A 25,347-nucleotide genomic window follows, 5' to 3' on the forward strand; every position below is an offset into this window, starting at 1 on the left:
TTTAATAATTTTTTAAACGTCCGGTTATTTTTTCCAAAGAAGTTTTCAATTTGTCTATTGCGCCAAAAATAGCCTGCTCATGGGTGTTTGCATGGTCGGTAACTGCGATTGGTTTCATACCTGCAAGTCGGGCTTCCATCATGCAGCGTTTATCGTTTAACCCGTCTTTATTGCCATCCTCATCCGAGAGATGAACTTCTACCCTTGTTATGTGTTGACTGAACCTGCTTAGTTCTTCCGATATTAAGGAATTTGACGAAGCAATAAGTTCTTCATTCCCGGTTACATTTTTATCTGTATTAAATTGTATTTTCATTTCTTTTCATTTAATTAATAACGAAATATTGCTGCCAGCCCTGTCTCAGAAGGCATTTTTTCGGGTGGAAGTACCATTACTTGCCCCCCCATCTTTATTACAAGTTCTCCCATATCATCAAGCAGATCATCTACTTTAGGATTTTTCATATCTTTTTTCTGTGTATTTCCTGTCACCAGATTTGTTACCCTGACAGCAATAATCCGGTCGGCTTCAACAATTAGTGTATCAACCCGTCCCTCAACTGCCGCCACAGCAACTTCCTTGTAGTTATCACTACCTTTGCCATTTGCTCTAGCCTGCTCAAACCGCTCGACCAGGGTGTCAAGTTTCAGGCTATACTCCGGTTCCATTATTTCCCAGGCCATTTTTGCAAGTTTATCCGGTGAAACTGATGAAGGATTTATTGCAATTCCTTTGGATAACAACAAAGGATTTTTATTTACCTTTTGAAAAAGGTTATGGTGTTCGGGTAAAGCAGCAAGAATAAGTGGCCAGCCTGAAGGTTTCGAATGATGTTCGTAAATAGCGCTCGCAGCCACACGAAAAAATCTTTCAGCGTCTTTTTCAGTTTCTTCTTTTTTGCCACCTTGACCGTGGTGCATTGGCGTACTTTCACCTCCGATGCCGCCATACGATTCAACTGTCGAATGTTTTTCGGTCAATTCACCACCAAGTGCTTCTGTTATGGTTTTTGGAGTATCCGAAGTGAGTTCAACTTCAGTAAGTGAGTGACGGTTACCTTCAAAAAGACGAATATCATGAAGGGTTAAACCCAAAACGTGGAAATGATCAAGCGATTGCAAATATTGCCGGAGCGGTTTGGTATGGAAGCTATCGGCCACAATTGCCAATTCTTCAACCGATTTATGCAATCCTATAACTTTAAACATTCCTTTTGCACTAAAAACAGCCAGTCCATCTTTAGTATAATTCCAAATATTATTGTCGTTAACAAGAGATTCCAAAGGCTCCAGGTATCTCTCTACCTCATTGACTGAATACTTTTGGAGCAACGATTCCTCCATTTGACTGACCAGGTTTTTAAACCTGATAGGATTCTTAAGGTTTTCAGGATGGGTTTTGTCCGTTGACATATATAGCGAAAGACAGGGCGACCGATCTACTGAAAGGAGCTCCTGAATCAATTCTTTTGTAAGCAATTCCATAGTTTATATTATTTTTTTAAAAATTTCTTTAATTGTTCATTGAATTGGTTCGGATTTTCCATATTGCTTAAATGCCCGGCATGTTCAATAATATGAATGGTGGAACCTTTTATTTTTTCATGCATCGACAAGGCTATATCAGGAGGCGTAATTTCATCTTCTTTTCCCACCATAATAAGTGCCGGCACCTTTATTTGATGCAGTTTAGAGCAGGTTTCTTTACGTTCCGCTAAAGCATACAAGGTTTTGTAGAGTGATTGTTTTGATGTTTTCATGATCATTTCCCTCACAATAGCTATTTCTTCTATATGTTTTGAAAATGATATTGGAGCAAAAAGTTTTTTCAGACTTTCTTCCGTATATTGTTCCAATCCTTGTTCCTTGATACTTTCAATGGCCTTCATCCGTTTTTCTTTTGCTTCGGGCTTATCTTCTGTGCAATTTGTATCACATAAAAGAAGCGCAATAAAACGCTCGGGATGGTTTTCAATGGCGTTTAACGCAATGTATCCGCCCATGGAAAAGCCACAGAGTATGGTTTTATCAATCTTCAGGGCATCCATCAAACTGAGCAGATCAATTACAAAAAGCTCAATAGAGAAATCCTCATCACCTGCATCGGAATTTCCATGCCCACGAATGTCATAGGTAATTACACGGTAATTTTCCTTTAATTCTCCGACCTGCTTGTTCCACATCGCTTTATTCAGTGGAAAGCCATGAATAAAAATAATAACAGGGTTATTGTCCGATCCTTCGTCTGTGTAGCTGACAATGATATTGTTTGCTATAATTTTCATATTTTTACCCGAGCTACGCATACGCTTTTTGCTTTCATTTATTCCACATCTCTCTTATGAAATGAATTTCTGAACTCTTCGCGGTCGTAAAATCCATCAACAGTATTCGAACTATGAATAGTGTGATCTCCCCTGTAATGGCGAATTACATTTAATTCGTACCCAAAATCAATAACATCTCCTTTTTTGAACCGTTTGGTTTTAGCAAAAGTTGAACCATCAATCTGCTTGGTATTCACTAATTTATTTTTCTTATCAATAACTGCCATGCCGATGGGAATAATCAGGTGATTTTCCCCATCCTTGTTTAAAAACTCGTGTACACCGTCGCTTACGCGATCTTGATACGTGTTAAATCCCTCTTCTATTAATGTTTCATCAACTTCAACATCGAGATAAACCACACGTTCGGCGATCTTATTTACAAGTAAATGATCCACTTTTCCAATGGTGCGGTTATTTGCATCTTGTACATCCCAGCCTCTTACATCACTATAATTTTCGGCCACTTTATAACCGGATAATTCGGCCAGGTTAAAAAGATTTTTGTTTGTATCTGTCATCATTCTAATTTTTTAAAGATTATTCAATTCATTTTTTGAAGAAGGTCAGAAGCCTTTGCAAAGTAATTCTTAACTGCATCCTTTTGATCAAGCGTAAGTACTTCCGGTTTTATTGATTCTGATGCACTTTTTAATTCATCAACTTCATCTGCCAAACCTGGATATTTTGCCTTTTGGATATTTTGCAATACATTGGTTAAAATATCAACCGCATTTCTAATGTTATCCGCATGAGTTGTTTCAAAAGGATCTATTGTAATCATATTTGCATATTCCTTTACCTTTTCTAAATCTGCCCGAACTTCATATCCAACCTCATTGGCCATAGCATTTGTAGCATCAATTAGTTTTAATAGCGCTTCATTTGTATATGCATGGTCCAGACTCATCTTTTCCTTACTGTTTTCTGCAAAATTTATATATGCCGCAACAGTGCCGTTATTTTCTTTTACCCCTAAGAGGTCGGTTTCACTCGTATTGGTGATATGATCTGCTTCAGTTACTGCCTCTGTATTTTTGCCGTCATCACTAAATACCAGGAAATATGCAAGCAATGCAACTATGACAAGGCCTACGATCATCCATGGCCATGCCTGTTTTTTCTGTTCAATTTTAATTTCTGCCATAATAATTTTCTTTAAGTGAAATTCTATTTGTGAATAATTAGGTTAAAGGTCAGCACATATAAACTGAAAAGTGTTACACAACTATTGTAAAATTTTACAACATTCACACATTATCCACACCCAAACTAATAGCTTTCATTTACTTTTATATAGGTACTCAAAAAAAGAAATATTTTGTTTTTCCTGTCACTTTTTTTCATTCATTTTCAAATTTATTGTCTTTGTCGAGTTTGAAATTTGCTTTTCAACCCTGTAAGTTTCCCTTTTTTAAGACAATTTTTAAATGATAAGTTGGAAAGACTATTAGGCAAGGAAAATAAGGCTCGCAGGGGTGACGAAATAATTATTTGTTTCCCCCGACCAAAATATTCGGCATCTTATTGCTTTTTCTGAATCTTTAGGAAATTATATTATTGAGGTTTATATTCGTAGGGCAGCCAATCTGCAATCCGCTGATTTGCCATTTCACCTTTGTGGGCATATGTGCCTACGTATCTGCCTGATTTTGAAATTAACCCGATTGCATCAATAGTTTCAATCCACTTTCTCGGTGTCAAATTGATACTGTTTAATCCGGCTTGTTTTCTAAAGGTGCCGAATTCGACAGGTTTAAAATTCGGGTTATTCAAAGCTCCCATAATCCAATGAATTCTACCGTATTGCGATTCCTCATCCAATTGCGAATATGGTTCGTCTCTTCTTCATCTCTAACCATATCTGTCAGGCAGATATAATCTTGCTCGTCTTGTTTAACTATCGAAATAAGCTTATTTTCAACTTCTATCTGAGTTTTATTGGTTATATTGTCAGATCGTTTTTCAATTTGTACAAATATACAATTCTTATCCAATTTATCTTGCTGGCACTACGGCACTTACAATGTATGATAAAGGTTGCGGCATAGATGCGTGCGGGTTTTTCGTGTTGCTTTCCAGTCCGCCGTTGATAATGTATAAAAGTAGTACAAAGGCTTGAGATTTTCTTCACCCCGCATGCCCTTTTGAGCCGCTGTTGGCATGTCGTTTTTATCTCTTCATTAATTCTTTAAAGTCATTCCTGCTGTATATTCCAGGACTTGCATGCGAACCATAATTCATTTCAATATTCACATATTTAATTGAATTATTTTCTGTCAATGTAAAAACTGTTTCACCAAGAAAACAAAATGCACCCGTAGAACCCATTTGTTCACCTAAATATTCGTCTTCTATTATTCGAATTCTAATTGTGTCTGACGATTGGTCAATATATTCTAATTTGCTTTTTGCTGTCCTTCTATTTAGTATTTCAATTAATTCACTAGGTGTCTTTGAAACTGAGTCTAAAAGTTTGCCTTTTTCCAAGAATTCATAATTTCTATTTGTGTCAAATTCAGTATGCCAATAAAAGTCTGTAATTATCACAGAATTGAAGTCATAATAATTTTCACACTTATTCAATTCATAATTCCAGCTTCCACCACTGTCAAGACACGAATCAATCGCAAGAAACTTTCTTGTCCATATAGTTCCAAAAATTGAAATGATTATGATTACAAGAATTAATGTTCCAATAAGTACTTTTTTATTCATCACAGTTCAGTTTATAAAAATGCACGCCAACTCTGTTAAATGTTCACCTTTCTTCCACAAAAACATCCAAATTTGCAAGTATTGTTTACTTTTTGTGGTTTTATATCTATCATAAATTCTTCAATCATCTTCATGATTTTAATTTTTAAACGGGGAGAAAATCAAATATACATAAAAGATCAATATTTCAACTTAATAGTTTAAAAAATACTGATTTAACAGGATCATAAGTCCTAATCCTTAGTTGATAAGGTCTCCGGTAAACACAAAACCATAAGCCCGCCGAATAAGATTAGCCCGTAATTTTACGCAAAACCCTTCCTTTTTTTACTGGTTTTTAATTGAAAAACCTGCTGCTTTGTCGCTGATTAAAACGGTACGTTGCGCCCTGTTTCGGCCACCGTATCCGAAATACCTTTACACCATAAAATTTAATTAATCTAACGAATAAAAAAAACCTGCAATTAATAACAATAAAAAAGAAGAGTCATGAAAACTAACAAAAAGATTTTAATCGTTGACGACGACGTTGATGTAATCACGGTAGCCCAAACCATCCTGACAAAAGAAGGATATACCGTAATTTCCGCATCCGGAAAAGAAGAAGGACTTGAACTGCTTCGAACCGAAAAACCCGATATGGCCATATTGGACGTAATGATGACAACTCATTACGAAGGATTTGAATTGGCAAATGAAATGCTGAACAATCCTGATCTTAAAAATGTCCCATTCCTTATCCAAACATCTATTGATGTTCTGACCACAACTAAGGCCAGTGTTCAGGATATGGCCCGCGAGTTTCGTCGCGATTCAAATTTTAAAGATTTAAATGTACTGCTGGTTAAAAATGTTACCGATGGCAGCGCAGGTATCGATTATAAAACCGATGACGGAACTTCAGTGTTTTTCCCTGTTGGCGGATTCCTTACCAAACCTATTGATGGAACTAAATTGGTAAGTGAAGTAAATAAATTAATGAAAAAATAAGGGGATTTATTTTCATGATGAAAGTTTGAATAAAAGCAAATGATGAATTGGTAAAAGGGCGCGGTCGAAATAGAGTTTCGGCTTCCTGCCTGACGGTTTACCTGCCGAAGGAATGGCAGGCAGGCGCTCAAAATCCTTCAAAAACTTTCAATCATTAATAAAACTTAATGCAGATAAGATGAGTAGGAAAGATATATTTTCAAAATATCAGGAATCAGGGAGAGAAAATCTTATTCCTGTTTTACAGGACATCCAAAACGAAGAGGGATTTTTATCAGAAGATTCAATTATTGAGGTAGGCAAGTATCTTCATTTGCCAACGAGTAAAATATATGGCGTAGCTACCTTTTATAACCAATTCAGGTTTAATGCTACTGGCAAATATCATATTCAAATATGCAGGGGAACGGCTTGTCACGTTTTGGGTTCTGCATCTGTTCTGGAAATTCTGGAAAAAACATTAAAAACAAAAGCCGGAGAAACCACAAAAGATGGAGTGTTCAGTATAGAAGTGGTGGCATGTATCGGTGCTTGCGGATTGGCTCCGGTAATCTGCATCAATGGAAATTTTCATGCAAAAGTCACAAATCAGTCAATTGTTGAAATTATTGATAATTATAGGAATTTAAGCGAATAAATCATGGAAGGCACTGAAAATACAGTTAAGGAATTTTTCATAAATGAAGTTTTACGGGATTATTCCAATAATTCGAAAGATAAGGAAACGCTTAAAAAGTTGTCGTTTTACAAAAATGAAACTATTGATAAACCAATCATCTATATTGGTGCCGGAACTTGCGGTTTAGGAGCAGGTGCCGATAAAACCATCCATAAAACAAGACAATATTTAGCAGATAAAAACATTGAGGCGCGTATCGTTAAAACCGGTTGTATTGGTTTATGTTCATCAGAACCTATTATGGATGTTCAATTACCGGGGCATAACCGTATATCTTTCGAAGCGATTACCGAGGATAAAGTTGATGCATTACTTGATGCCATTTTTAAACTCGAACTTCCCGGTGAAAAGCCAATTGGTCAGTTTATACTACCGGATAGCAGAATCTGGGAAGGTGTAGTTGATATTAACAAACATCCATTTTTTGCGAACCAGCAAAGATTGGTTTTGAAGAATTGCGGAATTATTGATCCGGTCAGCATCGAAGAGTATATCGCCAAAGGCGGATATAAAAGTTTTGTAAAAACCATCAGCATATATAATCCGGCAGAAGTGTGCCAACTTATTCTCGACAGCGGTTTGCGAGGCAGAGGAGGAGGGGGATTTCCTTCGGGAATGAAATGGAAATTTGCTAATAAAGAAATCAGTGATCAAAAATATTTGATCTGCAATGCAGATGAAGGTGATCCGGGCGCATTTATGGATCGCGCAGTTATCGAAGGGGATCCGCATAAATTAATTGAAGGAATGGCCATTGCAGCTTTCGGAATTGGAGCTACAAAGGCATACATCTATATCAGGGCCGAATACCCATTGGCTATTGAGCGATTGTATCTGGCCATTCAGCAAGCCAAAGATTATGGTTTGGTTGGAAAAAATATTTTTGGCACGGGTGTAGATTTTGAAATTAAGGTTAAAATGGGTGCAGGGGCATTTGTTTGTGGAGAAGAAACTGCCCTAATGCAGAGTATTGAAGGTAAAAGAGGAATGCCAAAGCCTCGGCCCCCATTCCCGACCACCAGTGGATTATTTGGTAAACCAACTGTTATTAATAATGTTGAAACGCTTTCGAATGTCCCTGAAATAATTGAAAAAGGCAAAGAATGGTTTGCTTCGATTGGAACCGAAAAAAGTAAAGGAACAAAAGTTTTTGCACTCTCCGGAAAAATCACGTTGACCGGTTTGATCGAAGTGCCAATGGGAACTACCATTCGTGATATTTTATTCAAAATTGCCGGAGGCATTAAAGATGGTAAGAAATTCAAAGCCGTTCAAATCGGAGGTCCATCAGGGGGATGTATTACTGAGCAGAATCTGGATATTCAAATAGATTACGATTCATTATTAGCTGTGGGTGCTATGATGGGTTCAGGCGGACTTGTTGTAATGGATGAAGATACCTGTATGGTTGATGTGGCTAAATTCTTTATGGATTTTATTCAACGTGAAAGTTGTGGAAAGTGCATCCCATGCAGGGAAGGAACCAAACGTATGCTTGAGATTCTTGAAAGTATCACCAATAAGCCCCATAGCCAAACCAATAATGAGGCACTCGAACGATTTAAAGGGATCATGCAGCTTGAAAAATTGGCAAGGGTCATTAAAGATACTTCCTTATGTGGATTGGGACAATCAGCTCCAAATCCGGTATTGAGCACACTCCTTTGGTTTCGGGACGAATATGATGCACATATTTATGATCGAAAATGCCCGGCCGGGATTTGTACTAATCTGAGGACTTTCAAAATTGATGTAGATGTTTGTACGGGATGTACTGTTTGTTCGAAGAAATGCCCTACAGGAGCCATTATCGGAGCCAAAAAAACACCGCATTTTATCGTTGAAGATAAATGTATTGGATGTGGATCATGTGAAGAGGTTTGTAAGTTTAATGCGATTAGCGTCGTTTAATTTTTAATACTAAGGAGATGAGTTTCTTAATAGAAGTAAATAATAAAATGCTGGAGGCACAAGAGGGAGAACTGCTTTTGGAAACATTAAACAGAAATGGTATTAAGGTTCCAACATTGTGCCATCTGAAAAATTCAATGCCATCCGGTGCTTGCCGAATGTGTGTAGTTGAAAACAAAAAGTCGGGTAAATTAATCACTGCTTGTTCTCATCCTTCCGAACAGGGAATGAATATATTAACGCATTCGCCAAGGGTAATTGAATCGCGTAAAACTATCGTTGAATTGTTGCTTTCAAATCATCCCGACGATTGTTTGTATTGCGTTCGAAACAGGAATTGTGAACTCCAAACTTTGGCCGACGAACTTCAGGTTCGCGAACGAAAAATCAGAGGTAAAAAAAATAATTATAATATCGATCGCTCAAGCGCCAGTATTGTTAGGGATCCGGATAAATGTATTTTATGTGGCAGATGTGTCAGGGTTTGCCAGGATATGATGGGCGTTACAGCAATTGACTTTATTAACAGAGGAAGTCGCTCCGTAATCGGAACCAGTTTTAACCGTGGGTTGAATACCTCAAGTTGTGTGAATTGTGGTCAGTGTATTTTGGTTTGCCCAACGGGTGCATTATCCGAAAAAAATCACTTTGGTGAAATTCAGGATGCACTTGCAAACCCTGAAAAAACGGTGGTTATTCAATATGCACCTGCTATTTCAGTATCTATTGCCGAGGAATTTAATATGGAAGCAGGCAAAGATTTGAACGGGATTTTAAATTCGGCTTTACGAAAAATCGGTTTCGATCGCGTTTTTGATACCACCTTTTCAGCCGATTTAACCATCATGGAAGAATCTGCCGAATTGATTGATCGGATTACTACCGGTGGCGTAATGCCAATGATAACAAGCTGTTGCCCTGCCTGGATCAAATATGCCGAAGAGTTTTATCCTGAACTGATACCGAATATCTCTTCGTGTAAATCGCCACAGCAAATGTTAGGAGCGGTTATCAAATCATATTGGGCAGAAAGCGAAGGAATTAAACCTGAAAATATTTACTCTGTTTCAATCATGCCGTGTACTGCCAAAAAGTTTGAAGCACAGAGAGAAGAAATGACCCAGCATGGAATAACCGATGTGGATGCCGTAATTACTACCCGTGAGTTAGGCGATTTTATTCGAATGATGGGTGTTGATGTGCATAATATTGAGCCTGAACAAGCCGATTCACCTCATGGTTTCATGAGTTCGGCCGGAAAACTGTTTGGCGCATCGGGAGGGGTAATGGAAGCAGCAATCCGAACAGCTTATTTTAAAATCACCGGTAAAGAATTAGCCGATCTTAAAATACCTGAAATAAGAGGACTTAAAGGTCGTAAAGAAGCAAAAATAAAGATTGGTGAACTTGAGATTGGTGTAGCCGTGGTGAATGGATTGGCAAATGCAGCCAAACTTCTTGATGAAATTAAAGCAGGAAAAAATGACATTCATTTTATTGAAGTGATGGCTTGCCCAGGAGGTTGCATCAATGGAGGAGGTCAACATATTGGCGCCTCTGAAGAAGCAATCAGGGCAAGAATGCAATCTATTTACTCGATTGATAATGATGCAATGATAAGGGTATCTCATAAAAACCCTGAAGTGATTGCTTTGTACGAAAACTATTTGGAAGAGCCATTGGGAAATAAAAGTCACCATCTCTTACATACTAAGTACACTAAAAGAAATGTGTTAAAATAATGACAGTCAATATGGGACACGCAGAACGAAATAAGCTGGTTATCACGGTAAAAGACAAATGCCGTGTGTGCTATACCTGCGTGCGTGAATGCCCGGTTAAGGCAATAAAGATTAATAATGGGCAGGCAGAAGTAATAAATGAAAGGTGCATCGGGTGTGGCAATTGTGTGAAGGTGTGCAGTCAGGGAGCGAAAGTTTTTCTTGACTCAAAAAGCGAGGTTGAACAATTGCTTAATTCCGATGAAAGGGTCATCGCATGTATAGCTCCAAGCTTTCCGGCCGAGTTTTCTGATATTAAGGATTATCAGTGTTTGGTTAGAATGATTAAAAGATTGGGTTTTTTAAAAGTCGTGGAAGTTGCTTTTGGAGCCGATTTGATTGCATGTGAATATCGTCAGATGATAGAAAGCGATGACCCTACACCCTACATTTCCTCTGACTGTCCATCTATTGTTTATTATATTGAACATTATCATCCCGATTTGGTCAAAAATCTATCGCCGATAGCATCGCCAATGGTTGCAATAACAAGGGTGATTCATGAAGAATATGGAAAAGATGTGAAGGTTGTTTTTATCGGGCCCTGCATCGCCAAAAAAGCAGAATCAAATGAGGTTGATGAAGCCATCACGTTTAAAGAGCTTAGGGAATTATTTGAGAAATATCAAATCGTGCCGCAAAAAACCGATCGTTGCGATTTTGATCCGCCCAGAGCTTCCAGAGGAGCTGTATTTCCTGTTTCCAGGGGTTTAATTCAATCTATTGATAAAAGTGATGATTTGGTGAATGGAAAAATTATTACTGCTTCAGGTAAGGATAACTTCAAGGAAATTATCAAAGAATTTGAAAGTGGGGAAATTGATTGTAAATACATGGAATTGCTATGCTGCAAAGGATGCATCATGGGCCCGGGTATGACCAATAAGGATAAGCGATATTTCAAAAGAAGCCAAATCAGCAATTATGTAAAACAAAAGCTGGAAGTGTTTGATCAGGAAGAGTGGGAGGGCTATATTAAAAAGTACAGCCATCTCGACTTGTCACAAAATTTCACTTCAAACGATCGAAGAGTAGCCAGACCCGATCAGAAATCTATCGAGAAAGTGCTATTAAGCATGGGTAAGAGAAAGGCTTCTGATTATCTGAATTGCGGAACCTGTGGATATGATACGTGCATAGAACACGCGGTAGCTATTGTTCAGGGATATGCCGAAACTGAAATGTGTTTGCCATATAGCATTGAAAAATTGCATAAATCAATCGAAGATTTAAATATTTCGAACGAAAATCTTGACAATGCGCGTATAGCACTTAAACAATCGGAAAAACTTGCGCATATGGGCCAATTGTCGGCCGGTATTGCCCACGAATTGAACAATCCTTTGGGGGTCATTACCATGTACAGCAATATCCTGAAGGAAGAAACAACTCCTGATAATCCAATGTTTAAGGATTTGGAATTGATTGTTGACCAAACAGAGCGATGCAAAAAAATAGTAGGCGGCTTGTTGAATTTTGCCCGCAAAAGCCAGGTTAAAAAGGTTGAAACAAATCTCGAAAAATTTGTAATTCACAGCACTGAATCTATTGTTTTACCATCAAATATTGAATTGGAAGTAAAAACAAATCTGACTGATTCACTGGTAATGATCGATCAGGATCAGATGATGCAGGTTTTAACCAATCTGGAGAAAAATGCCATAGAAGCCATGCCAAACGGAGGTATTCTAAGCATCGATATTACTGATACCGAGTCAAATTTTAAAATTATAATTTCCGATACGGGGGTTGGTATTCCGCAGGAGAACATGGATAAACTTTATACTCCGTTTTTTACAACAAAAGCATTGGGGAAAGGCACCGGACTAGGATTACCGTTGGTATATGGAATTGTTAAAATGCATAGGGGCCAAATTAATGTGGTGTCAAATACGGATAAGAGTAAAGGACAAACGGGTACTTCATTTATAATAGATGTTCCTAAATTTTAGGGTTTTAATCAAGAAGACAGAATACAGAAGACACAAGTAATAAGTAATAAGTAATAAGTAACAACCTGCCTGCCGCAGGCAGGGTAACAAGTATCAAGTAACCAGTAACCAGCAACCAGTAACCAGCAACCAGTAACCAGCAAACTAAAATCTGAATCTTGAATCGAACAACTTAAAAAAATAAAAAAATGAAAAGCGACATACGAAAAACAATATTAGTAGTTGATGATGATAGCGATTATCTGTTTCAGATGAAACTCCAGATTGAAAAGTTTGGATTTAATGTTATAACCGCTGAAGGTCAAAATCAAGGAATTAAAGTTCTTGAAACTACTAAGCCTGATATGGCAATTATTGATTTAATGATGGAGAATATGGATAGCGGATTTATTCTTGGTCATAAAATAAAACAAAAATACCCCGATGTACCTGTTATTATTGCAAGTGCCGTTACTGCTGAAACAGGGATGATCTTTGGTCTGGAATCGAAAGAGGATAAAACCTGGATTAAAGCTGATCTTTATCTTGAAAAAGGATTAAGATTGGATCAACTTCACAGGGAAATTAATAAACTTCTAAAGCTCTAAAAATGGAAATTTTAAAGGTATTGGTAGTTGACGACGAACCCGGAATTCGTTCAGGAATCGGGAGGATCATGCGCAATTTCACGGTCAGTTATCCTTTCATGGAAGAAGATTTCGCATTTGAATTAATCGATGCCGAGACAGGTGAAATGGCGATTGAGATTATTGAATCGCAAAATATCGATATCATTTTACTCGATAATCAGCTTCCGGGTATTAACGGTATTGAAGTGTTGGAGTATATCCGCAAAATTCAGTACGATGCATTGGTAATGATGATCACCAGCTATGCTTCACTCGATTTGGCCGTTAAAGCAACAAATATCGGAGCATACAATTTCGTACCAAAACCTTTTACACCCCAGGAACTTAAAACTGCTATCGAAAGCATAACCAAGCAACTGTATTTAAAGCGGATGACCCGGAAAATGAATAAGGAGGGAAAACAAATCCGCTTTCAGTTTCTTTCGGTGCTTTCACACGAATTAAAATCGCCTATTAATGCCATCGAAGGTTATTTGAAAATAATGCAGGAAAAGCAAGTAGGAGATAATATTGATGATTATGCCATTATGATTGATCGTTCGATTGAACGACTAAAAGGAATGCGGACGCTAATCCTTGATTTACTTGATTTGACTAAGCTTGAGTCAGGGAAAAAATCCAGGACCATCAATCAGGTTGATATTTATGAAGTCGCTAAAATGGCGATGGATACCATTGAACCTCTTGCAATTCAAAAGCAGGTAAAGGTTTATTTGAATGCAGAGGAGAATATGTACATATCATCTGATAAAGATGAGTTGGAAATAATATTGAATAACCTTTTATCGAATGCAATAAAATATAATAAAGACGAAGGGAAGGTTTTTTTAAATATTTTAAAAGATGAGAAGAGCGTTAAGATAATCATTGAAGATACCGGAATAGGTATGAGTTCGGAGGATATGGAAAAACTGTTTCAGGAGTTTGTGAGAATTAAAAACTCAAAAACCAAAAATGTGACCGGAAGTGGATTGGGACTCTCAATAACTAAAAAAATGGTGGAACTAAATGGAGGTACCATTAATGTCGATAGTACTCCCGATGTGGGAAGTAAATTCACGGTAGTCTTACCGCTTAAATAAAGACTAATAAGATGATCTTTAAGCCACAAAAATATAACATCAAGGATGAATCAATGGTTGATTTCATTGATCCCGAAGAAATAAATGATTATTTAGATCGGGCCAAACCAACAACTGAAATGGTTAGGCAAGTGATTTTAAAGTCATTAAACAAAGAGCGATTAAATTTAGAGGAAGTTGCCTTGCTGGTAAAAGCTACAGATCCTGAACAAATTGAAATGATTAAGGAAGGGGCGAAGACCCTTAAACGCAATGTTTATGGAAACCGGATTGTTTTATTTGCACCTCTTTATGTCGGTAATCTTTGCAATAATAATTGTAAATATTGTGGATTTAGGGCATCGAACAGCAATGCTGAACGAAAAACCCTTAATGATCAGGAATTGCACGAAAATGTAGTTGCTTTAGAACAAAATGGTCAAAAACGACTCATTTTGGTTTTTGGTGAACATCAAAAATATAATGCACAATACATTGCCGATACCGTTCGAAAGGTATATGCCATACGATCAGGAAATGGTGAAATCCGCAGGGTGAATATCAATGCTGCACCTATGGAAATTGAAGATTTTAAAACAGTCAAAGAATCAGGAATCGGAACTTATCAGATTTTTCAGGAAACTTATCATCCTGAAGCATATAAAAAATATCATCTATCCGGAAAAAAAGCAGATTTTAACTATCGGATCACATCCCTAGATCGTGCCATGGAAGCCGGAATTGATGATGTTGGGATTGGTGTTTTATTTGGTTTGTATGATTGGAAATATGAGGTTTTGGCTTTGGTTAGGCACACCAATCATCTGGAAGCCTGTTATAATATTGGGCCACATACGCTCTCCTTTCCCCGTTTGCAAAAAGCGCTAAATCTTGATGTCGATGATCGGTATTTAGTAAGTGATGAGGAATTTACCCGGATCATTGCCATTCTCCGATTGGCAGTTCCTTATACAGGAATGATTTTAACAGCCAGGGAAACGGCCGAAATTAGAAGAGAAGTATTGCAATATGGTTGTTCGCAAATTGATGCAGGAACAAAAATTGAAATTGGAGCCTATGCTGAAAAATTTCAGAAGAACCAGGAACTTAAGAAGGAGCAGTTTCAAATTAACGACAATCGTTCGTTAAATGACGTTATCGAAGAATTAATTGATCAGGATTACCTGCCTTCATTCTGCACGGCATGTTACCGATTGGGTAGAACAGGAGAGCATTTTATGGAGTTTTCGGTACCCGGTTTTATCAAAAGGTATTGTTCATCGAATGCTTTACTAACCCTGGCAGAATACCTGATGGACTATGCACCTCCTAAAACTGCTGAGAGAGGATGGACGCTTATAGAAAAAAGCATGCTTGATTTGGAAGGGTTTCAGGACATCGACGAAGTACATGCTCGTTTACAGAGAATAAAAAACGGGGAACGCGATTTATATTTTTAGCTTATAAAGCCATGAGCAAAGGAACAGATTTAAAACCGCATATAGGTATTTTTGGAAGAAGGAACAATGGGAAAAGTTCATTTATAAATGCTATTATTGGTCAGGAAGTAGCGATTGTTTCGGATCAGTCAGGTACAACCACTGATCCTGTAAAAAAATCGGTTGAGATTTTTGGAGTTGGTCCTGTTGTAATGATCGATACGGCCGGAATTGACGATACAGGCGAATTGGGCTCAAAAAGGGTAGCGAAAACACGGGAGGTGATTAAAACCATCGATCTGGCCATTTTAATCATTGCAAAAAACACTTTTGGTGATGACGAAGTTGAACTGTTGAATGAATTTAAAGCGTTTAATATCCCGGCCATCATTATTCATAATAAAGCTGATATTGAGGAACTTGATTTTGATACGCTTGATCGGATTAAATTCTTCTTAAACTCTGAAGTGCTTGATTTTAGCGCCATTGATAAGGAGAATAAGGAAAAAGTAATTGAAGCCATCAAAAGAAATATTCCAAAAACGGCATACCAAAAACCTTCTTTATTCAAAGGAATCCTAAAACCAAAAGACGTGGTGCTTTTGGTAACACCAATCGACTCGGAAGCTCCTGATGGCAGAATGATTTTACCTCAGGTGATGGCCTGGCGCGATGTGCTCGACAAGGATTGTATCTGCATGTCGGTGAAAGAAACAGAACTGGAATATTTTATGAAACTTGGAATTAAACCTGCGTTGGCGGTTACCGATAGTCAGGTTTTCGATTATGTAAATTCAGTTCTTCCTGCAGAAATCCCATTAACAAGTTTTAGTATTCTTTTTGCCCGATTAAAGGGCGATCTGGATGTTTACATCAAAGGAACTAATCAAATCGATAAATTACAAAATGAGGATAAAATATTGATCCTGGAATCATGCACCCATCAGTTAAGTTGTGAAGATATCGGAAGGTTTAAAATACCCGTTTGGTTGGAGAAGCATACCGGTAAAAAATTACATTACGAATTCCGATCTGGATTAAATGCCTCATTAGAAGATCTGACTGAATATGCTTTGGTTATTCAATGTGGTGGCTGTGTTGCAACCCGCAAGCAAGTCCTGAACAGGTTGCAAATCGTATCGGGGAAAAATATTCCAATTACTAATTATGGGATGCTGATTGCTTATGTGAATGGTATTTTTGAGAGAGTTATTCAACCTTTTTATCAAGATGAAACATAATCGTTTAAAGGAAATCCTTCAAAAATCTTTTCTTGAGAAAGAAGACATTCTTATGCTTCTCAACACTTACGGGGCGGAAAAGGAATTGTTATTTGAATATGCCTCGATGGTCAAAAATCAAAATGTCGGAAACAAGGTTTATTTGAGAGGGTTGATCGAGTATTCAAATATTTGTAAAAAGGATTGTTATTATTGCGGTATCCGATCGTCAAACCATTATTTTTGCCGTTATGAAGTTACTCCGCAGGAGATAGCTGAGGCATGTAATTTTGCTGTTCAAAATCGATTGGGTTCAATGGTCGTGCAAAGTGGCGAATTACAATCAGATGCATTTACCGATAAAATATTGGAGCTTATCAAAATAATTAAATCCCGTTCCAACGGAAAAATGCGCATCACTTTATCTTGTGGAGAACAAAAACCCGAAGTTTATCAAAAATGGTTCGATGCAGGTGCCGAGCGTTATTTGTTGAGGATTGAAACTTCCAATCAGGAATTGTATAAAAAAATTCACCCCGACAATGGTATTCATAATTATCAGAATAGAATTGATGCTTTAAATAACCTGAAAAAGATAGGGTTTCAAACAGGCACGGGAGTAATGATAGGTCTTCCCTACCAAACCATTGAAGATTTGGCCGATGATATAATTTTTATGCGCGATATTGATATCGACATGTGCGGAATGGGGCCATTTATTGAACATGAAAACACCCCATTATACAGCCATAGACAATCTTTACTTCCATTACAGGCACGTTATCAATTAGGACTTAAAATGATTGCTGTTTTACGCATTGTTATGAAAGATATCAATATTGCATCAACAACTGCTTTGCAGGCCATTGACCCTCGTGGTAAACGCAGTGGTTTAGAAGTTGGAGCTAATGTAATCATGCCAAATATCACCCCGGTGAAATATAAATCCAATTATCATCTGTATAAAGACAAACCAGGATCAGGCTTAAGTATTGAAGATGAGTTAAATTATTCGGTTCAAACCATTGAAAAAGCAAATTGTGTTGTTGCTTATGAAGAGTCCGGTGATTCGCTGCGTTTTGTAAACAGATAAATTCGTAAATTTGAGGTATGTTTCCTGAACAAAAATTATTAAAATGGGAAGGTTCAAATCAATTATACCTCTTAAGTTAAGGCTTTTCTTTCCAATTGCTTTCATTATCATATTTATTATCGCAGTGGCTACTTTGCTATTCATCAATAGCTCAATCAAAACATTCAATCTGCAAATTGAAAACAATTTAGAATTGGAAGTGAAAACCATTACTAAAATGTTTGAACGGGAAAGGCAATTAAAGCTGGAAAAGGTAAAAACCAATTTAAAAGTGGCGCATAGCCTTTTTTATAATGAAACCTTTAAAATTACCGGTGATAAGATAAGTGTTCATGCAATAAATCAGGAAAACGGTTCAGTGCATAATGCACTTATTAATAAGTGGTTATTGAATGGAGAATTGCTCAATAATAATTTTGTATTTGTTGATAGCATTAAAAATTTACTCGGAGGCACGGCGACTATCTTTCAAAAAATCGATAGTGGTTATATCAGGGTATCTACCAATGTTCAAAATGCAGATGGTGTCAGAGCTGTAAATTCTTATATCCCTAATTCATCGCCTGTGGTTCAGGCAATAGAAAAAGGCGAGACCTATTTTGGTCGTGCTTTTGTGGTTAATGATTGGTATATTACTGCCTATGAACCGATTGTTATAAAAAATCAAATAGTTGGGATTTTATATGTTGGCGACAGGGAAAAAGATCTGCCAAAATTAAGAGAAATCCTTTATAGTTTGAAAATTGGAAAAACAGGCTATCCATTTGTTTTTGACAGGAGTGGATTGATGTTGATACATCCATCTATTGAAGGTGAGAATTGGAAGGATAGTACGTTGTTCGTTAAAAGTCAGGATCCCAATCAAAAAATTATCCGATACAACTTTCTGGGAAAAGAAAAGATTGCCGCTAAAAATTATTATGAAGATTTTGAGATTTATATTTTAGCCTCAATCGAAGCTGAAAGGGAAAACGGGAATTTTATCCGTAATACCATCCTCACCTCTTCGCTTATAGCAATCATAATCATCATCATTTTGCTGTCGTTTTTATATTTTCTTACGGCTGATCGTATTTATAAATACTTTGTTCAATTAGATATTTCCAATAAAAAGCTTATTTATGCCAGGGAAGCATTAAAGCAGTCGGAGGATCGGTTTCAAAAGTTGTTTAATAGTACCGGAGACGATATTTTTGTGACCGACACGAATGAAAATATTGTTGAAGTAAATCAGGCAAGTTGCAATACATTAGGATATACCCGTGAAGAATTACTTTCTAAAAAAATGAGTGAGATCAAATCTCAAAAGTATGCAACATTGGTATCAGAAAACCGAAAAAAGATATATGAACTTGGAACATATACCTTTGAGTCGGAACATATGGCAAAGGATGGTAAGATCATTCCTGTTGAGGCGACTTCAAGGGTTTTAGATTATAACAATGAAAAATTGATTTTGAGTGTAGTCCGAAATATTGGAACTCGAAAAGAAACCGAAAGGGAAATATTAAGTACGGTTATCCGAACTGAGGAACGGGAGCGGGAAAGATTTGCAAAGGACATGCACGATAGTGTCGGACCGCTTTTATCAACCATAAAATTGTACGTAAATGAATTAAAATCACCAAACCTCGAAACTGAAGAACGTACTGATTTTGTTAATCAAACCAATGAGATTCTGGATGAAGCGATCATTTCAATTCGCACCATATCCAATAACCTTATGCCTCGGGTAATTCATAAATATGGGTTGATTAAGGCACTCGAGTCTTTTTGTGATAAAGTAAATAAAACGAATAAAATCAATATTCAATTAGAGTCAAAACACATTTCCGATCGATTAGATCAAAATTTAGAACTTATCTTATTTAGGGTAATTACAGAACTTATTACCAATACACTAAAGCATGCAAATGCTAAAAATATCAATATTGAATTGGAGAAAAGCCGTAATAAAATTATCATGAGTTTTAAAGATGACGGGATTGGTTTTGATATTGATAAAATTATGAATTCGGAACATTTAGGAATGGGACTCAAAAATATTATCAGCCGCATTAAATCGATCAATGGCGACTATCATTTTATAAGCTTTCCGGATAATGGATTTCAAATTAGGGTTAATATAGATTTATAATTATGAATGAAACTGTTAAAGTATTTGTAGTTGACGATCACGAAATTTTTCGGAACGGATTAAAAATGGTGCTTGGCAAACTGAAGTATACCAAGGTGATTGCCGAAGCTTCGAATGGTGCAGATTTTCTGAACTTGCTTAAAGAAAATGAGCCGGATATCGTTTTAATGGACATCGAAATGCCTATCATGAATGGCATTGATGCAACAATTAATGCATTGAAAATTAAGCCTGATTTGAAAATTATTGCACTTACCATGTTTAATGAAGATGAATACATCCAAAGTATGATCGATGCTGGTGTTAAAGGTTTTTTGATTAAAAACATCAATAAGGAAACCCTTGATAAGGCCATACAAACAGTGTTAAATGGTGGGAACTATTACTCCGAAGAATTGTTTGATTTCTTTACTAAACAAATTGTAAAAGACGATAAGCCAAAATCTGATGTTGTTAAACTTACCCGTCGCGAAAAAGAAATATTACAATTGGTTTGTGAGGGTTTGAGCAATCAGGAAATTGCTGATATTTTATTTGTGAGTGAACGTACCATCGTTGGACATAAATCAAACCTGCTTTCAAAAATGGGCTGTAAAAACACGATTGGCATGATGTCGTACGCTATAAAAAATAAGCTGGTCGTACTATAATTTGCACCTTGAAAAACCGCTTTGTTTGTTTTTTCGTAATGGGCTCTCATTGCGTATTAAAAAACCATTACTTTTATACTCTCTACTAAAAAACTAAAAATGACTGTAATTCTCAGAAGATCAGAGATAAATGATCTTGATTTACTTGATAATATCGAAAAAGCCTGTTTTAAAAAGTTTCAACAAAGCTCCCGACGAAATCTTCACCATAGTTTGACCAGTCCGTTTCAGGAAGTATGGATAGCTGAGATAAAAAATGGAAAAGGTAATAATGAAGTAGGGGCATTGATACTTCATTTGCGTTCACATACATTAAGAATATACTCGCTTGCAGTTCTTCCTGCTTTTCAAGGAAAGGGAATAGGTCGGAAATTATTGACCCATGCCTGCAATATTGCACTGGCAAAGGGTTGTGTCAAGGTTTCTTTAGAAGCTCATTCTAAAGACGAAAGGCTGATTGGATGGTACAAACGTTTTGGTTTTAAACCTAAAGATATTCAGAAAGATTACTATTCGAAAGGCGAGGATGCAGTTCGAATGATTTTTACTTTGTCAAGACCTAAAGTTCGATCTACAATTTCAAATTTAATTGTTGTTGATAGAACTTCCGATTGGAAGCTAAAACTTGATGGCGTAAGGATCGTGTCTTCAAAGAGTTATATTGCCGACCCTGAATTTCAAACGAACATGAAATTAAGGGTATTCAATCTTAGCAATTCATATCGCTATCAAAGCCTCGGGTATTATGTTTCACTACTTGCTTCGGCCCGCGATCATAGGGCTATTCCCAGTGTTACTACAATGCGCGATTTTAAGAATCTATCGGTTATACGATCCATAGCAAATGATATTGATGAAATAGTACAGGCAGCTTTAGCAAAAGTAAATGAGAAAGAGTTTAGCTTAAAAATCTATTTTGGACAAACTACTGAATCTGCTTTTAAAATATTAGGGTATAAATTGTATCAGTTATTTGAGTCACCAATTTTGGAAGTGAGTTTTGTTAAAACTGATAAGTGGTTGATTAAAAAAATATCCCCTTTAAGTCTGGAAAAAATAAAAGATGTTGAACATGAACAAATTCAATCTTTTGCGAATACATACTTCTCAAAAAAAAGATTTCAAAAACCCCGGTTGAAACATTATAAATATGATTTGGCCATTCTTATCAATCCGAATGAACCGAATCCTCCATCATGTCCATTAGCTTTGAAATCGTTTAAAGAAGCTGCCAATAAAATCGGTTTTTATGTCGATTTTATTACAAAGGATGATTATCATGATATTTGTGAATATGATGCACTTTTTATTCGTGAAACTACAAGCGTAAATGATCATACTTATCAGTTTTCACGCCGTGCATATGCTGAAGGATTGGTTGTGATCGACGATCCATGGTCAATATTACGCTGTGCCAATAAGGTATACTTGAATGAAAGGATGAAGCAGAATAAAATTGCCACTCCTCGAACAGAAATGTTAACAAAAGGAGTTTTTAATTTGGCAAATGCCGAATTATTTACTTTCCCTTTGGTACTGAAACAGCCTGATAGTGCATTTTCACTGGGAGTTACCAAAGTAACCAATGCGGCAGAGATGGTTGAATCTGTGCAAAAATTATTTCAGAAGTCGGATTTAATTATAGCACAAGAATTCCTTTATTCTGAATTCGATTGGCGAATCGGCATTTTAGATCAAGTGCCATTGTTCGCCTGTAAATATTTTATGGCCAAAGATCATTGGCAGATCTATAATTGGAAAGCATCAAAAGATGAGGGTACAGGAGAAGCCGAAACTGTCTCAATTTCAATGGTACCTGAAAACGTATTGAAGGTTGCTTTAAAGGCAGCCGCCTTAATGGGCGATGGATTGTATGGGGTTGACTTGAAGGAAGTAGGGGATAAGGTTTATGTCATCGAAGTAAATGATAATCCAAATATAGATGCAGATATTGAAGACTTTGTTTTAAAAGATGAACTCTACACAAAAGTAATGCAAACTATTTTTAATCGAATAGAAGATTCGAGAAATACCAAGCGACTCGTAGCTGTTGAGTTAACATAAATAAAAATAGTCATTGTGAAATCTTTCAAAATAATCACGTATATCTAATTTTTATATTGGGCATATGCTTATATTTGTAAAATAATATAAATCTTATGCCCAGAACAAAGTGCAAGCGATACATTGAAACTGAGCCATTTGTTACTTATTACAAACCGACAGGGATACCTTTACGAACAATCACTGAAGTTACTCTCGAGCTTGATGAATTGGAAGCCATTCGATTAGCAGATTTGGAAGGTTTATATCAGGATAAAGCAGCTGAAAAAATGATGGTGAGCCGACAAACATTTGGACGAATAATTAGCGGTGCCCATCAAAAAATTGCAGAAGCACTAATTCATGGAAAGGCTATTAAAATTAATCATCAAAACAATACTTAAAATGGCACATCTGGATCATAAGGGCCCTGAAAATAAAGGTCCTAAAACAGGAAGAAAACTTGGGAAATGTAAAAAGGATGAAGAAAACGAATTTGAATTTGGTGTTGGTAAGGGAATGAAAAGAAAAGCAGAAGATAATAGTGAAGGAAAAGGGAAAAGACTGAAAAGTGGAAAAATGTTTAACAAATAAAAGGCTTTAAAAATGAAAAAAATTGCAGTTCCAACCAGAAATGACATTGTTGATGCACACTTTGGTCATTGTGAGTATTATTCAATTTTCACAGTAAATGAAAAAAGCGAAATTATTGATAAAGAATTATATGCCGCTCCACAGGGTTGTGGATGTAAATCGAATATTGCACCTTTACTTGCAGAAAAAGGAGTATATTTAATGTTGGCCGGTAATATGGGGGTGGGGGCAGTTAATGTGCTTCAATCATCTAATATAGAGGTATTAAGAGGTTGTGAAGGGAAAGTGGATGAAGTTGTAAGTAGTTATTTGAGTGGTATGCTTAGCGATAGTGGCAAAAGTTGTGCGCATCATGCACATCATGGATCGGACGATCATCAGTGTGAACATCACTAAAATAAATAGAATGTAGAATGCAGAATGTAGAATGTAGAAACCAGCAACCACCTGCCTGCCGCAGGCAGGGCAACCAGAAACCAGAAACCAGAAACCAGAAACCAGAAACCAGAAACAATACCTAATAACCTATAAAAATATATCAAATGAAAGTTGGCATTATTATTTGCGATCGCTACCAGACATGTGGGGGCGGTAAATGTTTTAGATCAGTACAAAACCGAGAAGGTGCATTTTCAATCTATTCAAAGGATGAGCCATTGGAAGTGGTCGGATATTCGACATGTGGCGGTTGTCCGGGCGGTAATGTGGAATATGTTCCCGAAGAAATGATCAAAAATGGGGCTGATGCTATCCATCTTGCAACCGGTTTGGTTGTTGGATATCCACCTTGTCCTTATATCAACGATTTCAAACATTTTATTGAGGTAAAATATAAAACAAAAGTTGTACTTGGCACCCATCCAATTCCTTTGAAATATAAAAATGTTCATGAAAAGCTTGAAATGTGGGGGAATTGCAATATGTCGGAATGTGCAGGACATTTATTGTCGGAAAGTGAGGAAATGATGGAGTCCTATAATTAGTTTTTTAAATAAGAATATTTTACCAGGATTAAGGCAGACATCCATGCTTAATCTTTGTTAATACTTTTTTGTAATATGTTAAAGCTGGTTGTAAAATAGTTAATTTTATCGACCTTATTTTCGACTATGCCCATAAAACCCCAACTTAAGGGATATGCCTTTGCATTACTAGCTACCATTGGTGGTTCAACTGTTTACATATTTAGCAAAGCAGCTTTTAATCAAATCAGTTTGGCTCAATTTGGCGTTTACTGGTTTGCAATGGCCATTGTTTGGAATACCTTATTTACCCTTCGCTCAGCCGAGCACCGTCAGTTTCATATACTTACACCTAAAACGATCAAGGTACTGATCCTGATAGGCTTTATTGAAATTATTGCAACCGGTACATTTTATGCAGCAATCTCAGTCTCTGTAAATCCCGCAATTCCATCATTCCTCCGGAATATGGAGTATATTTTTGTCACCCTTATGGGGGTCATTCTATTAAAAGAACGATTTACATTTATCGAAGTGTTGGGTATTTTGCTTACAATAATTGGAGTACTGGTCATCAGTTATCATAAAGACGTTTCGGTTGAGTCGTATTTTAAAAGTAGCGCAGGGTTAATGCTCATTTCAACAATTTTTTATGGGGTACGAACCATTACAGTAAAACTGCATATTCAAAATATTACACCTACCATTTTAGCCATAAGCCGTGCCATTTTTTTATTAATTGCAGCCCTGATCATGTTGGAAATTTTAGGACAGGGCTTTGCGATACCAACTAAAGCATTGATTAATATAACGATTGGATCTTTCCTCGGACCATTCCTAACTTCTTTAAGCCAATATAATGCCCTCAAATATCTTGAGGCTTCTCGATCAGCAATAATACAAAGTACTACAGCACTTTTTGTCCTTATAGGTGCTTATTTATTCTTTGGAAGATTTCCAATGGGGTATCAACTGGTAGGTGGCGCCATTGCCATTGCAGGCCCTATGATCTTGATTATGGGTAAGAAAATCAACTTCAACCGGAATCACATACAAAGAGTTAGAACATAGCATAGAACGAGATTCAGCGTTCTTCTACTTTCCATTTTTTTATCAAAAAAGCTTTTCAACTATTGATTGAATTCATTTCATCATGCAAAC

The 25,347-nt window shown here is 36.7% G+C and carries 24 protein-coding genes and 1 pseudogene; 18 read left to right on the forward strand and 7 right to left on the reverse strand.

Annotated elements, in window-relative coordinates:
- Position 1: 1 nt before the first annotated feature.
- The 7 genes and pseudogenes from KKG99_10345 to KKG99_10375 all read right to left on the reverse strand — a co-directional run bounded on the left by KKG99_10345 (position 2) and on the right by KKG99_10375 (position 5,045).
- On the reverse strand, positions 2 to 316 hold the full coding sequence (locus tag KKG99_10345) for an HPF/RaiA family ribosome-associated protein (GenBank protein MBU1013397.1): 315 nt from the start codon (positions 314 to 316) through the stop codon (positions 2 to 4).
- A gap of 14 nt (positions 317 to 330) precedes the next feature.
- Positions 331 to 1,485 carry a hypothetical protein gene (locus tag KKG99_10350; protein MBU1013398.1) on the reverse strand — a complete coding sequence of 385 codons (1,155 nt, stop codon included), beginning with the start codon at positions 1,483 to 1,485 and terminating at the stop codon, positions 331 to 333.
- 8 nt (positions 1,486 to 1,493) lie between these two features.
- The gene (locus tag KKG99_10355) at positions 1,494 to 2,285 is read right to left on the reverse strand and encodes an alpha/beta fold hydrolase (protein ID MBU1013399.1); all 792 of its coding nucleotides are present in this window, start codon (positions 2,283 to 2,285) and stop codon (positions 1,494 to 1,496) included.
- A 38-nt stretch (positions 2,286 to 2,323) separates the two neighbouring features.
- On the reverse strand, positions 2,324 to 2,851 hold the full coding sequence (locus tag KKG99_10360) for a PRC-barrel domain-containing protein (GenBank protein MBU1013400.1): 528 nt from the start codon (positions 2,849 to 2,851) through the stop codon (positions 2,324 to 2,326).
- Positions 2,852 to 2,871: 20 nt separating this feature from the next.
- Positions 2,872 to 3,474 carry a hypothetical protein gene (locus KKG99_10365; protein MBU1013401.1) on the reverse strand — a complete coding sequence of 201 codons (603 nt, stop codon included), beginning with the start codon at positions 3,472 to 3,474 and terminating at the stop codon, positions 2,872 to 2,874.
- A gap of 470 nt (positions 3,475 to 3,944) precedes the next feature.
- Positions 3,945 to 4,276: pseudogene (locus tag KKG99_10370) on the reverse strand (KilA-N domain-containing protein).
- Positions 4,277 to 4,499: 223 nt separating this feature from the next.
- A complete protein-coding gene (locus tag KKG99_10375) occupies positions 4,500 to 5,045 on the reverse strand; it encodes a hypothetical protein (protein MBU1013402.1) in 546 nt (181 codons plus the stop codon).
- Between the two features lie 489 nt (positions 5,046 to 5,534).
- On the opposite strand from KKG99_10375, the gene KKG99_10380 reads away from it, so the two are divergent.
- From KKG99_10380 to KKG99_10465, 18 genes are all read left to right on the forward strand, one after another.
- The gene (locus tag KKG99_10380) at positions 5,535 to 6,035 is read left to right on the forward strand and encodes a response regulator (GenBank protein ID MBU1013403.1); all 501 of its coding nucleotides are present in this window, start codon (positions 5,535 to 5,537) and stop codon (positions 6,033 to 6,035) included.
- Between the two features lie 178 nt (positions 6,036 to 6,213).
- Positions 6,214 to 6,672: an NADH-quinone oxidoreductase subunit NuoE gene (gene nuoE / locus KKG99_10385; protein ID MBU1013404.1), complete on the forward strand. Its 459-nt coding sequence runs from the start codon at positions 6,214 to 6,216 to the stop codon at positions 6,670 to 6,672.
- A 3-nt stretch (positions 6,673 to 6,675) separates the two neighbouring features.
- Positions 6,676 to 8,625: an NADH-quinone oxidoreductase subunit NuoF gene (locus KKG99_10390; protein ID MBU1013405.1), complete on the forward strand. Its 1,950-nt coding sequence runs from the start codon at positions 6,676 to 6,678 to the stop codon at positions 8,623 to 8,625.
- A 17-nt stretch (positions 8,626 to 8,642) separates the two neighbouring features.
- Entirely contained in the window at positions 8,643 to 10,367 is a 1,725-nt protein-coding gene (locus KKG99_10395; GenBank protein MBU1013406.1) for a [FeFe] hydrogenase, group A, read from the forward strand.
- A gap of 11 nt (positions 10,368 to 10,378) precedes the next feature.
- A complete protein-coding gene (locus KKG99_10400; protein ID MBU1013407.1) occupies positions 10,379 to 12,358 on the forward strand; it encodes a 4Fe-4S dicluster domain-containing protein in 1,980 nt (659 codons plus the stop codon).
- Between the two features lie 188 nt (positions 12,359 to 12,546).
- Entirely contained in the window at positions 12,547 to 12,945 is a 399-nt protein-coding gene (locus tag KKG99_10405) for a response regulator (GenBank protein MBU1013408.1), read from the forward strand.
- Between the two features lie 2 nt (positions 12,946 to 12,947).
- Positions 12,948 to 14,069, forward strand: a complete 1,122-nt coding sequence (locus KKG99_10410; protein MBU1013409.1) for a HAMP domain-containing histidine kinase — start codon at positions 12,948 to 12,950, stop codon at positions 14,067 to 14,069.
- A gap of 11 nt (positions 14,070 to 14,080) precedes the next feature.
- Entirely contained in the window at positions 14,081 to 15,508 is a 1,428-nt protein-coding gene (gene hydG, locus KKG99_10415; protein MBU1013410.1) for a [FeFe] hydrogenase H-cluster radical SAM maturase HydG, read from the forward strand.
- An 11-nt stretch (positions 15,509 to 15,519) separates the two neighbouring features.
- Positions 15,520 to 16,728 carry a [FeFe] hydrogenase H-cluster maturation GTPase HydF gene (gene hydF, locus KKG99_10420; GenBank protein MBU1013411.1) on the forward strand — a complete coding sequence of 403 codons (1,209 nt, stop codon included), beginning with the start codon at positions 15,520 to 15,522 and terminating at the stop codon, positions 16,726 to 16,728.
- Positions 16,718 to 17,800 (forward strand): [FeFe] hydrogenase H-cluster radical SAM maturase HydE, encoded by a 1,083-nt coding sequence (hydE, locus tag KKG99_10425; protein ID MBU1013412.1) that lies wholly within the window; start codon positions 16,718 to 16,720, stop codon positions 17,798 to 17,800. Before hydF ends, hydE begins: the two co-directional genes overlap by 11 nt.
- Positions 17,801 to 17,843: 43 nt before the next feature.
- Positions 17,844 to 19,937: a Cache 3/Cache 2 fusion domain-containing protein gene (locus tag KKG99_10430; protein ID MBU1013413.1), complete on the forward strand. Its 2,094-nt coding sequence runs from the start codon at positions 17,844 to 17,846 to the stop codon at positions 19,935 to 19,937.
- A 2-nt stretch (positions 19,938 to 19,939) separates the two neighbouring features.
- On the forward strand, positions 19,940 to 20,587 hold the full coding sequence (locus tag KKG99_10435) for a response regulator transcription factor (GenBank protein ID MBU1013414.1): 648 nt from the start codon (positions 19,940 to 19,942) through the stop codon (positions 20,585 to 20,587).
- A 99-nt stretch (positions 20,588 to 20,686) separates the two neighbouring features.
- Positions 20,687 to 22,651, forward strand: coding sequence for a GNAT family N-acetyltransferase (locus KKG99_10440; GenBank protein ID MBU1013415.1), 1,965 nt, complete (start codon positions 20,687 to 20,689; stop codon positions 22,649 to 22,651).
- A gap of 95 nt (positions 22,652 to 22,746) precedes the next feature.
- Positions 22,747 to 23,034: a DUF134 domain-containing protein gene (locus KKG99_10445; protein MBU1013416.1), complete on the forward strand. Its 288-nt coding sequence runs from the start codon at positions 22,747 to 22,749 to the stop codon at positions 23,032 to 23,034.
- 1 nt (position 23,035) lies between these two features.
- A complete protein-coding gene (locus KKG99_10450; GenBank protein ID MBU1013417.1) occupies positions 23,036 to 23,224 on the forward strand; it encodes a DUF5320 family protein in 189 nt (62 codons plus the stop codon).
- Positions 23,225 to 23,236: 12 nt separating this feature from the next.
- Complete coding sequence (locus tag KKG99_10455; GenBank protein MBU1013418.1) at positions 23,237 to 23,620, forward strand: NifB/NifX family molybdenum-iron cluster-binding protein; 384 nt, start codon at positions 23,237 to 23,239, stop codon at positions 23,618 to 23,620.
- A gap of 146 nt (positions 23,621 to 23,766) precedes the next feature.
- Entirely contained in the window at positions 23,767 to 24,207 is a 441-nt protein-coding gene (locus tag KKG99_10460) for a CGGC domain-containing protein (GenBank protein ID MBU1013419.1), read from the forward strand.
- 126 nt (positions 24,208 to 24,333) lie between these two features.
- On the forward strand, positions 24,334 to 25,257 hold the full coding sequence (locus KKG99_10465) for a DMT family transporter (protein ID MBU1013420.1): 924 nt from the start codon (positions 24,334 to 24,336) through the stop codon (positions 25,255 to 25,257).
- Positions 25,258 to 25,347 lie beyond the last annotated feature (90 nt).

The sequence above is a fragment of the Bacteroidota bacterium genome (assembly GCA_018816945.1).
GTDB lineage: Bacteria > Bacteroidota > Bacteroidia > Bacteroidales.

Coding starts and splice junctions, on each gene's coding strand:
- KKG99_10345 (MBU1013397.1), bottom strand. CDS start 316: ATGAAAATACAATTTAATACAGATAAAAATGTAACCGGGAATGAAGAA.
- KKG99_10350 (MBU1013398.1), bottom strand. CDS start 1,485: ATGGAATTGCTTACAAAAGAATTGATTCAGGAGCTCCTTTCAGTAGAT.
- KKG99_10355 (MBU1013399.1), bottom strand. CDS start 2,285: ATGAAAATTATAGCAAACAATATCATTGTCAGCTACACAGACGAAGGA.
- KKG99_10360 (MBU1013400.1), bottom strand. CDS start 2,851: ATGATGACAGATACAAACAAAAATCTTTTTAACCTGGCCGAATTATCC.
- KKG99_10365 (MBU1013401.1), bottom strand. CDS start 3,474: ATGGCAGAAATTAAAATTGAACAGAAAAAACAGGCATGGCCATGGATG.
- KKG99_10375 (MBU1013402.1), bottom strand. CDS start 5,045: ATGAATAAAAAAGTACTTATTGGAACATTAATTCTTGTAATCATAATC.
- KKG99_10380 (MBU1013403.1), top strand. CDS start 5,535: ATGAAAACTAACAAAAAGATTTTAATCGTTGACGACGACGTTGATGTA.
- nuoE (MBU1013404.1), top strand. CDS start 6,214: ATGAGTAGGAAAGATATATTTTCAAAATATCAGGAATCAGGGAGAGAA.
- KKG99_10390 (MBU1013405.1), top strand. CDS start 6,676: ATGGAAGGCACTGAAAATACAGTTAAGGAATTTTTCATAAATGAAGTT.
- KKG99_10395 (MBU1013406.1), top strand. CDS start 8,643: ATGAGTTTCTTAATAGAAGTAAATAATAAAATGCTGGAGGCACAAGAG.
- KKG99_10400 (MBU1013407.1), top strand. CDS start 10,379: ATGGGACACGCAGAACGAAATAAGCTGGTTATCACGGTAAAAGACAAA.
- KKG99_10405 (MBU1013408.1), top strand. CDS start 12,547: ATGAAAAGCGACATACGAAAAACAATATTAGTAGTTGATGATGATAGC.
- KKG99_10410 (MBU1013409.1), top strand. CDS start 12,948: ATGGAAATTTTAAAGGTATTGGTAGTTGACGACGAACCCGGAATTCGT.
- hydG (MBU1013410.1), top strand. CDS start 14,081: ATGATCTTTAAGCCACAAAAATATAACATCAAGGATGAATCAATGGTT.
- hydF (MBU1013411.1), top strand. CDS start 15,520: ATGAGCAAAGGAACAGATTTAAAACCGCATATAGGTATTTTTGGAAGA.
- hydE (MBU1013412.1), top strand. CDS start 16,718: ATGAAACATAATCGTTTAAAGGAAATCCTTCAAAAATCTTTTCTTGAG.
- KKG99_10430 (MBU1013413.1), top strand. CDS start 17,844: ATGGGAAGGTTCAAATCAATTATACCTCTTAAGTTAAGGCTTTTCTTT.
- KKG99_10435 (MBU1013414.1), top strand. CDS start 19,940: ATGAATGAAACTGTTAAAGTATTTGTAGTTGACGATCACGAAATTTTT.
- KKG99_10440 (MBU1013415.1), top strand. CDS start 20,687: ATGACTGTAATTCTCAGAAGATCAGAGATAAATGATCTTGATTTACTT.
- KKG99_10445 (MBU1013416.1), top strand. CDS start 22,747: ATGCCCAGAACAAAGTGCAAGCGATACATTGAAACTGAGCCATTTGTT.
- KKG99_10450 (MBU1013417.1), top strand. CDS start 23,036: ATGGCACATCTGGATCATAAGGGCCCTGAAAATAAAGGTCCTAAAACA.
- KKG99_10455 (MBU1013418.1), top strand. CDS start 23,237: ATGAAAAAAATTGCAGTTCCAACCAGAAATGACATTGTTGATGCACAC.
- KKG99_10460 (MBU1013419.1), top strand. CDS start 23,767: ATGAAAGTTGGCATTATTATTTGCGATCGCTACCAGACATGTGGGGGC.
- KKG99_10465 (MBU1013420.1), top strand. CDS start 24,334: ATGCCCATAAAACCCCAACTTAAGGGATATGCCTTTGCATTACTAGCT.